This window comes from Deinococcus taeanensis, from assembly GCF_020229735.1.
In the GTDB taxonomy this organism is placed as follows: Bacteria; Deinococcota; Deinococci; order Deinococcales; family Deinococcaceae; genus Deinococcus; species Deinococcus taeanensis.
The window spans coordinates 1-11,758 of the sequence record NZ_CP083457.1 but is presented as its reverse complement, the minus strand read 5'-3'; the positions used below and the strand labels follow the sequence as shown (position 1 = coordinate 11,758).

Annotated in this window: 10 protein-coding genes and 1 pseudogene; 4 read left to right on the top strand and 7 right to left on the bottom strand. The window is 67.5% G+C overall.

Going from position 1 to position 11,758, the window contains the following annotated elements; genetic code table 11:
• Complete coding sequence (locus tag LAJ19_RS15790; protein ID WP_225523830.1) at window positions 1-756, top strand: AraC family transcriptional regulator; 756 nt, start codon at window positions 1-3, stop codon at window positions 754-756.
• A 349-nt stretch (window positions 757-1,105) separates the two neighbouring features.
• On the opposite strand, the gene LAJ19_RS15785 is transcribed toward LAJ19_RS15790, so the two are convergent.
• The 4 genes from LAJ19_RS15785 to LAJ19_RS15770 form a co-directional block, all read right to left on the bottom strand.
• Window positions 1,106-2,302, bottom strand: coding sequence for a sigma-70 family RNA polymerase sigma factor (locus LAJ19_RS15785; RefSeq protein WP_225523829.1), 1,197 nt, complete (start codon window positions 2,300-2,302; stop codon window positions 1,106-1,108).
• A 464-nt stretch (window positions 2,303-2,766) separates the two neighbouring features.
• Window positions 2,767-2,919, bottom strand: coding sequence for a hypothetical protein (locus LAJ19_RS15780; protein WP_225523828.1), 153 nt, complete (start codon window positions 2,917-2,919; stop codon window positions 2,767-2,769).
• A gap of 122 nt (window positions 2,920-3,041) precedes the next feature.
• Window positions 3,042-4,061 carry a serine hydrolase domain-containing protein gene (locus LAJ19_RS15775; RefSeq protein WP_225523827.1) on the bottom strand — a complete coding sequence of 340 codons (1,020 nt, stop codon included), beginning with the start codon at window positions 4,059-4,061 and terminating at the stop codon, window positions 3,042-3,044.
• Between the two features lie 362 nt (window positions 4,062-4,423).
• Window positions 4,424-4,900 carry a DinB family protein gene (locus tag LAJ19_RS15770; protein WP_225523826.1) on the bottom strand — a complete coding sequence of 159 codons (477 nt, stop codon included), beginning with the start codon at window positions 4,898-4,900 and terminating at the stop codon, window positions 4,424-4,426.
• 869 nt (window positions 4,901-5,769) lie between these two features.
• On the opposite strand from LAJ19_RS15770, the pseudogene LAJ19_RS22130 reads away from it, so the two are divergent.
• The 3 genes and pseudogenes from LAJ19_RS22130 to LAJ19_RS15755 form a co-directional block, all read left to right on the top strand.
• Window positions 5,770-6,255, top strand: a pseudogene (locus tag LAJ19_RS22130) (TerD family protein); the annotation flags it as partial.
• Between the two features lie 141 nt (window positions 6,256-6,396).
• A complete protein-coding gene (locus LAJ19_RS22125) occupies window positions 6,397-7,152 on the top strand; it encodes an AIM24 family protein (RefSeq protein ID WP_225523989.1) in 756 nt (251 codons plus the stop codon).
• 1,292 nt (window positions 7,153-8,444) lie between these two features.
• Window positions 8,445-8,876: a hypothetical protein gene (locus LAJ19_RS15755; RefSeq protein WP_225523825.1), complete on the top strand. Its 432-nt coding sequence runs from the start codon at window positions 8,445-8,447 to the stop codon at window positions 8,874-8,876.
• Window positions 8,877-9,157: 281 nt separating this feature from the next.
• Here LAJ19_RS15755 and LAJ19_RS15750 read toward each other — a convergent pair whose 3' ends face one another.
• From LAJ19_RS15750 to LAJ19_RS15740, 3 genes are all read right to left on the bottom strand, one after another.
• On the bottom strand, window positions 9,158-9,739 hold the full coding sequence (locus LAJ19_RS15750) for a TerD family protein (protein WP_225523824.1): 582 nt from the start codon (window positions 9,737-9,739) through the stop codon (window positions 9,158-9,160).
• Between the two features lie 73 nt (window positions 9,740-9,812).
• On the bottom strand, window positions 9,813-11,066 hold the full coding sequence (locus tag LAJ19_RS15745; RefSeq protein WP_225523823.1) for a VWA domain-containing protein: 1,254 nt from the start codon (window positions 11,064-11,066) through the stop codon (window positions 9,813-9,815).
• Between the two features lie 67 nt (window positions 11,067-11,133).
• Window positions 11,134-11,709 (bottom strand): TerD family protein, encoded by a 576-nt coding sequence (locus LAJ19_RS15740; protein ID WP_225523822.1) that lies wholly within the window; start codon window positions 11,707-11,709, stop codon window positions 11,134-11,136.
• Between the last annotated feature and the right edge of the window lie 49 nt (window positions 11,710-11,758).

Genomic DNA, 11,758 nt, shown 5'->3' with positions numbered 1-11,758 from the left:
ATGCAGCGACCCACCCTGCCGGAAGGCTTCGGCACCCCCGGTCTCCTGACCCTGCTGGACCTCCTGCACTTCCTGCCGGACACCGTCGTATTCATCAAAGACACCCAGGGCCGGTACCTGTACGGCAATGAGACCCTGCTCCGCCGGCTTGGTCTGCCGTCGCCCGGGGCCCTGACAGGCAAACAGGCGAGCGACGTCTTTCCGTCGCCGCTCGGCCTGAACTACTCCCAGCAGGACCAGGCCGTGCTGACGGGCAAACCGCTCACCGAGCACCTTGAACTTCACCTGTACACCGGCGGACGGTCCGGCTGGTGCCTGACCACCAAACGCCCGCTGAGCCTGCCCAGCGGCCAGCCGCTCGGACTGATGGGCATCTCACGGGACCTTCCGGTGTCCTCCAGTAACGGCACGGCGTTGTCCGCCGCCGTCGCGCACATCCACGAGCATTACGCTCAGCCGCTGCCCATCGCCGCGCTTGCCCGGCAGACCCGCATGAGCCTGGTGACGTTCGAGCGTCAGATCAAACGGGTGTACGGCGTCACGCCAAGCCAGCTGCTGACGCGCGCCCGGGTCGACGCGGCCACACGGCTGCTGCAGACCACGGACCTGCCGGTCGCCCGCATCGCCGTGGAATGCGGGTACTTCGACCACAGCGCCTTTACCCGGATCTTCAAAGGCACGGTCGGGGTCACGCCAAGACAGTTCCGTCAGTTGTTTCTGGCGGAGACCCGCAGACGTCCGGACGACAGCGGGTAACGCAGCGCCAGCGGGGCCAGCGACACGCCACCGCGTGCCGGCAGAAGCGGATGCCCACGCCGGTCTTGTCAGGCACCGCCGGGGAGGACGCGCCCTGCGGGCCTCAGAACGGCGCCAGCGCTGCGGGCTTGCCGGCGTCAGACCGCAGGTCAACGCGACGGCATGAGGCCGCCGCGCCTGAAACATGCCGTCCCTCTGCTCACCTCACCTCAAGACGCCACGGCCCTCAACCGCCCTGTTCAGCGCTGAAGTTCCCGGGACTTGAAGGTACCTCCCGGGCGCGCCTGAGTGCATGTCCCGGCTCAGTCAGGTGGCGAGCAGGAGGTTATGGGAGCCTGAGCCCACGCTGTCAGTCGTCGAGGTACTCCCGCAGGTACCCCTGCCGGCTCTGCTGGTACTTGAGTTTGCGCAGCGCTTTGTTCTCGATCTGCCGGATCCGCTCGCGCGTCACCCCGAAGTGCCTGCCGACCTCCTCCAGGGTGTGCTCCCGGCCGTCTTCCAGGCCCTTGCGCAGGCGGATCACCAGCGCCTCCCTCGGCTCGAGCGTCCCCAGCGCCCGGTCCAGCGCCTCCCCCATCAGCACGCTCGTCACCTGACTGAGCGGGGACTCCCGCTGGTCATCCGGCAGGAAATCCGCGATGGAGGAGTCCCCTTCATCCCCGACGGGTGTGGCCAGGCTGACGGTATCGCGCGTGACCCGCAGGGTCTCCTCGACTTTGGGGGCGTCCCACCCCGGGCCCATCGCTTCGGCAATCTCCTCCGCACTGGCTTCCCGGCTCAGTTCCATCTGCAGCTGCCGGGCCGTCCGGCTCAGCTTGTTCATGGTTTCCACCATGTGGACCGGAATGCGGATGTTGCGCGACTGGTCGGCAATGGCGCGGTTGATCGCCTGACGGATCCACCAGGTCGCGTAGGTCGAGAACTTGAACCCCCGGCGGTACTCGAACTTCTCCGCGCCGCGGATCAATCCCTGATTGCCTTCCTGAATCAGGTCCAGGAAGCCCATCCCGCGGTTGGTGTACTTCTTGGCAATGCTGACCACCAGGCGCAGGTTGGCCTCGATCAGCTGCTGCTTGGCGAGGTCGCCGTCTTCTCCCGTCCGCTGCAGGTGACGGCGCGCCCGGTCCTCAAGGTCAATTTCGCGTTCAAGTTCAGCGCGGGCGGCCTGCCCGGCCTCCATCCGGCGGGCAAGCTCAATCTCTTCGGCCACGGTCAGCAGGGGCACCCGGCCGATCTCGTGCAGGTACTGCCGCACCGGGTCGTTGCTGATGGTGACTGGGTGCCCTTCAAGTTCAGCCCAGGGGTCCTCCTCCGCGGCGGCTTCCGGCTTGACGCGGTCGTCAGCGGCCTCATCCTCATCGGCGTCCGGGTCCAGGTCCTCCTCGAGGTCCAGCTCTTCAGCAAGGATTTCAGCGGCGGCGAGTTCTTCGGGGGTGGGCTCATCGCTCGGCGCTGGAGCAGCCTCGGGCACGGCGGCGTCCAGGGCAGGTTCAGGCGGAACCGCCAGCGGCGGCCCCTTGCGGCGGGAACGGGAGGGACGGGTCATCCGCCGCTCGTGGGTTGTGAGGAAACACCGGTCATGGCGCACAGACTAACGGGAGGAACGACCTCCAACGGTGAACACATCCGCAGAGCGCACGCGGCGGCGGCCCGGCGGCGCGCCAGTGACGTCCGGCCACCCCGGTCCAGGCGGCCACGCCGGCCCACGGCCAGGTTGCCTTCGGGACACTCAGCGAGAACTGGCGTCGCCTGCGCCCAGGCGAACAGACGCCCGGCGACGGCTCGAGTGTTCTGCGTCACGACGCGCTCCGCCGGGTGAAGGTTGCCGCCCGGACCTTGCGCGCAGTCGTTCTGCCCGAGGCAGTGCACCGGCTCTCAGAACACCGCCGCCTGACGCGGACGGCCGCACGCTGGCGGGAAGGGCGGGGCGGGGCGCCGGGCTTCACCGGTGCGCGCCTGCCCTGCCGTGGACCCTAGGCACCGCCTGGTGCCCGGCTGCCCCTGAGCGCATCAGTCAGGTGGGATGACCTCTCTGATCTGCCGGCCGGTCCGGACCGCCAGGGCCGCGAGTACCAGAAGGTGCGGCGTGCCGATCTCGCCTGCCGCCAGCAGCGCCTGTGCCTGGTCGATGACCGGATAACACCGGTACACGCCCGCTTCCATGAGTACCCCTTCGGTGTGGGGTGGAGTTTGACGGTCCGGTCACGGCCTTCCCATTCCCCGGAGGACGCGTCCCTGCGGCGCCGGCCTCCCTCCGGGAGTTCACCGTGCCCAAACGTCTCCGTTCAGGGTGTGAGCGTCCTGGTCAGATCATCCACGAAGCTCCACATCGCGTTTCCGGCGTTGCCCAGGACCGTCAAGGTCAGCTCCTGTTGAGGATCCCACCACGAGCGGAAACTCACCCCCGGATCAGCTCCCTCGACAAAACACTGCCGGCGCGGCGGTGCGTCGTGGATCCATACGCCATAGCCGTAATGCGTATGCGGGGGCTTCCACCCGGTCCGGACGCGTGGGGTCAGCAGGGCCGTCGCGTCCAGCAACTGCCCCTGGTGCAGCGCGGTCCAGAACTTCTGCATGTCACGGGCCGTTGTGTAGGCGCCGCCATCTGGCCCGCCGATAACCGGGACACTGAACACGTTCGTTCCCCAGGCGCCGTCTGCCTTCCGGAGGTACGCATACGCGGTGCTGGCTGGTAACTGGTCCGCGGCGAAGTACCCGGAGTCGTCCATTCCGGCGGGCGTCAACACCTGCCGCTGGACGTACTCGGTGAAGGCCTGTCCGGTCAGGGCTTCCACGATCAGGCCCAGCAGAATAAACCCACTGTTGTTGTACGCGAAACGCTCGCCGGGGGAAAACGTCATGGGCCGGTTCTGGAAGAGGGGCAGAAAATCCCTGGCCTGGCGCACGGCATACATCGGCTGCGAGGCCCAGACCTCTGCGTAGTCCTGCATGACCGCTTCATCAAAGTAATCGGGGACGCCCGACGTGTGCGTCAGGAGGTGATGCACCTGCACGGCGGGATCGAACAGCGGAAAGTCGGTGTCCAGCACGTCTGTCAGACGCGTATGGGGTGTCAGTGCACCTCGCTGCATCAACTGGCAGACTGCGACCGCCGTGAAGATCTTGCAACCCGACGCCATCTGGAAGCGAGTCGCTGGTGTGTTGGGCAGGTTGAGGGCCTTGATGGCTTCACCCGTGGCCCAGGTCTGCTGCTCAGCCCCCCGGCTGAACGCGATGACGCCACTGAACGGCTCGGGCAGATCCCGTTGTGCCAGCCAGTGGTCGAGGTGAAGGGAAGACGTCATCCCGCGACGATACAAGGACGGCATTGAAACGGCATCCGGCAAACAGCTGAGCGCGAAGCATTGACCCCAGCGTCCGCACGGCCGTTCTGGGGGCCGGGGCTCACGGTGACGCGCATAAGGTGCGCCGGATCAGAGTCCGCAGCCCGTCCCTGCCCTCAGCCGCGCGGCCTGCCCTGAGATGTTGACAGGTGCTCCACAGGGCAATCACTGTCAATGTGATGGGCTCCGGTGCTCGACGGCAAGGTGCGGGCCAGGTTCCGGCGCGGATCAGGCCAGCCGCGTATCTGCACGACCAGCGGTCCGTGCCCCAAACAGGACCGTCATCAGGCGACGCCCGCCTCCGCATGCCGGCTCACCCGGACTCAGGCACCCATATCAATAAAAAACGGGGGTTCCAGACCGGCCATACGGGCCATCACCCACAACTGCCCCTTGTGATGAACTTCGTGCTCACGGTGAAAATCGATCAGGCGGTGCGCAGGCCACCGTGCGCCCCCAAACACGATCAGTTCACGGTTGAGGTCGTCGTGGGTCATCGCCAGGAGCTTCTGACTGATCGATGCCGTGTTCTGCCGGAGCCGTTCCGTTGCCTCCACCAGGGACGGTGAAGGCGGTTGCTTCTCCCAGGTTCCGCCGGACAGCATGTCGACCACGCCAGCGCCCGTACTGAACAGATGGTCCGCCGTCTGCAGGATGCTCATGCCGCCGTCCCAGGCGACAACGTGCTCTTTGCTCTCCGGGACCCCACCAAGCAGTTCAAGCAGTGCCGACCGGTGACGTTGAAACTGTCGGGCGTACTCTTCACCTGTATAGGACATGAGGCGCTCCTCCACAATCACAGTACTCTTCCGGCCCCGGGCGGGGAAGGGCCGTTATGTCCGTTCGCACTCAACCGTGCCCCCACCCCCACGTTCACCTGCCTCTCTCCGGCCCTCTGCAGAGTGCAGGGAGTCACAGCAGCGGATCTTGATGCGCTTGTAGGTCAGCGCTGCCGTCACAATCTGCTGCGTCCGGAAGCGCGGCCACGCTTTCCAGGCGCCAGGGGAGCCTGCCTGACGCGTCCCGATTCCCGCGCGTGCCGTCACCGTCTTGGAAGACTGGCCTCCGACGGGGCTGCCGTGGCTTGCTGCACCTGCGACCCCGGCCGGCTCGTCCCGGGGGGCGTCCCCGGCCACCGTATTGACTTCGCCGCAGTCGACTTCAGTGAGCTGGAGCCGCACGGCACACTGTGGCAGCCGGGCAAAAGCGATTGTGTGTGGAACAGTTGAGGCCGCCGCAGGTTTCCTGGGCAGGGCCAACCTGGTCAACAGCTCCTGCCCGAACCACCAGAATAGGCGCGGCCTTCACCTGCTGCTGGCAGCCTTCGGCGTGCGCCTGGGTCGCCGGTTCACCGCAGCAGCCATCACGCCCAGCGCGACCCGTTCATCACAGGCCACCCCGGCGCAGACCACCGGATCCTTCAGTGTCAGGCTCATGGTTTCGTGTTCAGATGCTTGGCCCGGAGCGGCGCCACCGCCCGGTTCAGGCCACCCGCCTGCTTCACTTGTGCGGCAGACAGTGTGGCTGCACCAACGGGCTTGTCGGGCGCGCAGAGGGCCGGCGCCCCAACGTCTTCAGTCCCTCTGAACATCCGGAGGGAAGGCTACACTGAAGTTCAAAGGTCTTGACCGTCGTCCGCGCGGCCCAGGACCTTCCTGTGAGGCTTTCTATGACCCAACTTCAACCCGGCGAGAAGCGCAGGCTGGCAGAGCTCACGTCCGATTCACGCCTGCGGGTGCAGGTCACGCACGATCTGCTCCAGTCCGATGTGAGCGTGTTCGGCCTGGACCGCGAGCGTCAACTCCGCGACGACCAGTATTTCGTGTTCTACAACAACCTGCAGAGCCCAGGGCGCGCGGTGCGGCTGCAGCTGGACCCGAGCCGCGCCACGTTCGACCTGGATCTTTCGGCCCTTCCAGAGCGCATCGAACGGCTGGTGTTCGTGATCTCCCACGATCAGGTCCCGATGAGTCGACTGGGACAACTGCACCTGAGCCTTCAAGACACGCAGGGCACCGAGCGCGCCTCCCTTCTCCTGAAGGGCACGGCCTTCACGGCGGAGCGCGCCCTGATGATCGCGGAATTGTACCGGCACGCCGGCGAGTGGCGGCTCGGCAGCGTCGCTCAGGGCTTCCAGGGGGGCCTGGACGCCCTGTTGACCTACTTCGGCGGTCAGGTGGCCGACGCGCCGCCCCCAGCACCCGTCACGCCCCCGGCTCCGCCCGCACTGGTGTCCTCCCCAGCGCCCACGGCGGCGCCCGTCCAACCGGCCACGCCACGCCCAGCACCGCCGCACGTGGCCGGCGGCGGCCCGGCCGGGCACGGCACCAGCGTCGCGGACTTCGTGCGTGCCAGCGCTGAGCAGGACCGCCCCGGGGAAGTGTTTGAACTCGAGTCGAGCAAGATGCTGGAAGTCAAGGTCAACGGCCGGGTCTGGAGCAAACTCGGCGCGATGGTCGCCTACAAAGGCCGCCTCGATTTTCAGCGGGCCAGTACCCTGAGCGACCTGATGGGCGCCGTGCGCGGCGGCGGGATGGGCGGCCTGCTGGGCGCCGCGATGCGCCTGGGCAGTGGGGAGATGGGGCCCCTCGTGAGCATCCAGGGCCACGGCGTGTGTTACCTCGCCGATCAGGGCAAGGAGGTGTCCATCATCCGCCTTCAAGGCGATACGCTGAACGTCAACGGCAACGACCTGCTCGCGTTCGAGGACACTGTGACGCATGAAATCACCATGCAGCGTTCCGTAGCGGGCATGGTGGCAGGCGGCCTGTTCAGCGTGCGGATGAGCGGTCACGGCATGGTGGCCATCCTGAGCCACGGTCCTCCCCTGACCCTGCGGGTCACGCCGCAGGAACCGGTCTTCACCGACCCCAACGCGACCATCGCGTGGAGTGAACACCTGCGCCCGGATCTGCGGGTCGCTCAGGACCTGCGGTCCATGTTCGGGCGTGGCGGCGGCGAAACCCTGCAGATGGCCTTTCAGGGCACCGGGTTTGTGATCGTGCAGCCCTACGAGGAGTCCCCAGCGATGAGTAACCTTCCCCCGCACTGACACGCGCCGTCACGGCGGCAGCGTGCAGGCCGCCCCCCCGGGGTCCGGCGTGGTGGGCCACCGCGGCGGTCCGCTGCCGGAAGCGCCGCCCAGCCCACCGCAGCGCCGAGCGGCGCCCTGCCCTGAACGGGCGGTGGACCTCGTGCAGTCTGAACCGCGTCCGCCGGGCAGGGAATCCCGAGGGCACCTTCGCCCGGGATGAAGGTCGGGCGCGGGTCTCCCGGTGTCTGCCGTGACCGCTGGAGGGTGCTGGCGGGCAACCGGGAAGGCGAGCGTACCGTCTCCTCCGGGAGGATCTGGGGTGCAGTCAGGAGCAGGAGGCTCCGGGCAGGCGGGGCGCGCTCCGGTTCACCTGCACCACCGGGCGGCGAGCGTGCCACCCGGCGCAGGCCGCCGGACGCGTGACCCTGCGCTTCCCGTTCGGGTCAGGAGGATAATCAGACGTGCAACATCTGACGGCGGGAACACGGGTGGAGATTGACGCCCTGGGCGGGGGGAGGTCCGGACAGGTGCTGACCTTCTCGGTCCGGGGCCGTGAGGTCATGGAGCACATCCCGCCTGACCTTCAGCTGTGGGCGGTGCGCACTGGTGGTGATGGCGCGCCGGGGGTCGTGTTGACCTGGGGTCCGGGCGGCCCTGGGGTGGGCGAAACCCGGGGGGAGCCGGGCGCGGTGGGGGTCGTGCTTGACCTGGACCAGCTCCTGGGGCGGGGCGCCGCGGATGACCCGCGCACTGACTGTCAGGTTGTGCTGGTCGCCGTGGGGCCAGCGCGGACAGGCGCACCTCTGAATTTTGAGGTGCGGTGCCAGGGCCGCCTGGTGGCCAGGACCCCGGTGCCTGAAGGCCTGCCCTCCACGGCAGGGCACCAGACAGCGATCGTCCTGGGGCGCCTCTACCACCGGCAGGGTGGGCGGCGCCTGTGGGTTCAGGTCGAGCCTGTCGGCGACGCCGGCGTGCTGGAGAAGATCCTGAATTTACCTGCCCACACGTTTCTCCCCCGGCGACCGCGTCATGATTCGCCCTCTGCCGCTGCGCCCAGGCCAGCGGTCCAGCGACCGGAACAGGTGGCGCCGGTCCCATCAATTTCCCCCAGGCAGCGGGCTGAGGCCAGCCTGCCCGACCCGTCCCCAGGCGCCCTTCCGGAGCGCCCAGGCGGCGGCGCAGGCCCGCAGGGCGGGCCGTTGGCCTGGCTGGCTGAAGCGTGGGGGGCGCTGCGACGCCGCGCCGACCCGGAGGGCCCGGAAGGACCGACCCCTGATCGGCCGCCGGTCCGCCCTCGTCCCGCGTCCGCAGTGACCCTGGCGCCGCGGACAGCCGCCGCGCTGGCGGCGCTGGAGGTGCGGCTCGACGCTCTGGAGGCCGCGGCCGGTGAAGAAGAGGCCGAAAGGGCTGCGGAGGGGTTCCTGCTGTCGCCGGAACAGGCCCGCCGGCGAGCGCGGCTGGCCAGTCTGAGGGAGACGCTCCGGCGGGTGATTTCGGAAGCCACGGCCCTGTCGCGCCGCACCCAGCGGCTGAGCGCGACCAGGAGCGCTGTGGGCGACGCGAAACCTCAGGCTATCGTGGACGTGGAGAACGCCATTGAAAATGCGGTGCAGGCGCTGTCCGTGGCCATTGATCAGGAGGCGTGGGCCATCACCGGGGAGCCGCTGGCGCAAAGCCGGGCCCGCCTGCAGAGTGAAGCGAAATTTCTGGAGGATCTCCAGAACGACGGTCGCCTGCCCTGACGGTCCTCTGGAGACGGACTGGGCCCCGTCCGTTCAAGCGAGAAGGAACGTGCCCCCGCGCCGGCCAGCGCGGGGGCACGCCTGAGGCGCGGTGAACCCACCGGCCGTGAGCGGCGGCACCGTCCCTCTCACAGGACCAGGGCAGCCCCTCCAGCAGAATCAGGGGGCCATGAATCGCCCGGAACTCAGGGGTGACGGGCAGGGCCAGGCCAAACATGACCCCGGCAGCGCCGCGGCGCTGCGGTCAGCTCAGCCCCGGCGGGTTCTGCACCGGGCTGCGCTCAGACGTGAGGCCGGATGTCGTTGAGGTTGTCCTGCACGGTCCGGCCGGACGAGGTCTGACCGATCGCGGTCATGCCCCAGTCGTTGCCCTGCCGCTTGAGACTCGCCAGAATCAGCGCGCTGTGCCCGCCCTGGGCACTCAGGTTGTACCGGGCGAGTTCCGCCTCACCCCTGGCATTCACCAGGCGGCAGTAGGCGTTGTCCACCTCCCCGAAGTTCGACCCGGAGTAGTTGTTGACGCTGAAAATGACCGTCACGACGTTGCTCGGCAGGCGGGTCAGGTCGACCGTGATGGTTTCGTCGTCCCCTTCGCCTTCCCCGGTGCGGTTGTCGCCACTGTGGCGAACGCTGCCGTCTTTGCTCTGCAGCTGACGGAACCAGACCGTGTCCACCAGGGTGCCGCGCTCGTCGAACAGCAGCGCGTTGGCGTCCAGGTCCACGCTGACCCGTTTGGTGCCCATGCCGAACAGGCCCTTTTTGATGATGCCGTCCCAGCCCAGGCCCATGCGGACTTCCGTCAGGGAAGTGCCGGCGGTTTTGGCGAGGCTGATCGTCTGGCCTTTTTCGAGAGAGATTGCCATGGTTGCTCCTTGATGCAATGAGGGGTGATGAAGTGGCGGCGGTCGGCGTCAGGCAGGGAGCAGACGACCAGCCCTACTGGAGGATTCCTGCGCGCCTGGCGTCCCGCTGCCAGACGTCAAGTTCATTGACCAGCGCGTCAAACAGCTGCGCGTCCGGCAGGCGCACCGGAGAGGGGACCTTGAAGAAGTCGGCATTGTCTACCACGCGGCCGGTGAGGTCATCGAGTTTTTCCAGAAAGTCGAAGTTCACATGCCCCTGTTCGATGCCCATGAACTTCCAGAAAATGGGTTCACGGGCCGCGTCGCGCATCTGCTGGATGACACCCGCGGGGTTGCTGGTGCCGCCGTCTGTGATGAACAGCACCAGGGTCGGGAGATCGCGCCCTTCCCGGCTGACGTCTTCACGCACGAAGGCCATCACGGGACCGTAGTGGGTCCCCCCTTCGAGCTTGACTCGCATGCCCTGAACAAACGAGCGGGCGTTGTCCAGGGAGAGCTTGCCTTTGCGGTGAGGTTTGATTCCGAACAGGTAGACGTCGACTTCACCGTCGTCATCGAGGCGCACGGCGAGGGCCAGGGCGCGGTTGGCGAGCTCCTGCACCGCGCCCGTGCGGTACTCGTCGTGCATACTGCCGCTGATGTCCAGGACGAGTTTCACGCGGTAGCGGGCGTCGTCGAGGCCCCGTTTTTCCAGGCTCACCTGCGCCGCCTTGATCAGGCTGACGAGCTCCGGCGCCTGCTGCTGCGCTTTTTCGAGCAGGACCCGCTGCCGCTCCTTTTTCAGGTTGACGGGCGCGGCGGGCGGGTCGTCCGCGACCTCGCCCCCGAAGTGCCGGACGAGCGCCGCGAGCCCGCCGTCAAACCCCTGACCAACCGCGGCCACCCGCCAGACGTCCTTGACGTACAGGTCCAGCAGCATCACGGCCTTCTGCTGCTGAAAGTCACGCCCGGTCACCTGGTAGGTCAGGCAGGGACCGCAGCCGTCAGACAGGGTGACCGCCGCGTGGTCGATCTGCCCGAAGGTGCCGCCGTCGACAGTCGCGGCCAGACTCAGGCGCCGAACCGTGCTCGGCAGGCGCCCAAGGTCAATCTGGAAGGTCACCTCGGTGTGCGCGCCGGCCTGCAGGCGCAGGGCCCCCTCAGGACTGGCGGGCTGGTTGAAAAACACCATGTAGCGGTCGTCACTGAGCGTGCCGGCCTCGTCGAGGCCAAACAGAATGAGGTCGTACTCCGGTGCGGGTCCGCGGACCCGCACCGTGAGCACGAGGGTGGACTGGTCGGTCAGAGAGGACAGCGGGGACTTCTGACCGGTCTGGAAAGTCTGCACATCAGCTCCTTCGGGCAGAGCAGGCGGGACTCCATGATCATGGAGGTCCCGCCTGCAAGCGCCGGGTTCAGACGTTGACGCCGAAGTTCTTGGCGAGCGGCGCGAGGCCACCGGCGTAGCCCTGTCCCACGGCCCGGAACTTCCATTCTGCGCCGTTGCGGTACACCTCGCCGAAGATCATGGCCGTATCGGTGCTGGCGTCCTCGCTGAGGTCGTAGCGGGCAATTTCGGCGCCGCCCTCGGCGTTCATGACGCGGATGTAGGCTTTGGACACCTGACCGAAATTCTGCCGGCGGGTGTCGGCGTCGTGAATGGTCACGCAGACCGCGATCTTGTCAACGCCAGCCGGCACCTGGTCGAGGCGGACGATGACGGTCTCGTCATCGCCGGCGCCTTCGCCGCTGCGGTTGTCGCCGCTGTGCTCGACGCTGCCCTCGGCGCTTTTCTTGTTGTTGTAGAAGATGAAGTCGGTGTCGCTGCCCACCTTGCCCTGGGCGTTCAGCAGAAACACGCTGCCGTCCAGGTCGAAGTCCTGGCCGTCCGTGGCGCGGGGATCCCAGCCCAGACCGACGGTAATGGTCTTCAGACCGGGCGCTTCTTTGCTCAAGTTGACGTTGCCACCTTTGGAAAGAGAAACTGCCATGGGAACCTCCTGGGGTTCGGAAGAGAAGTGAGTGCCGCCCGCTCCGCGG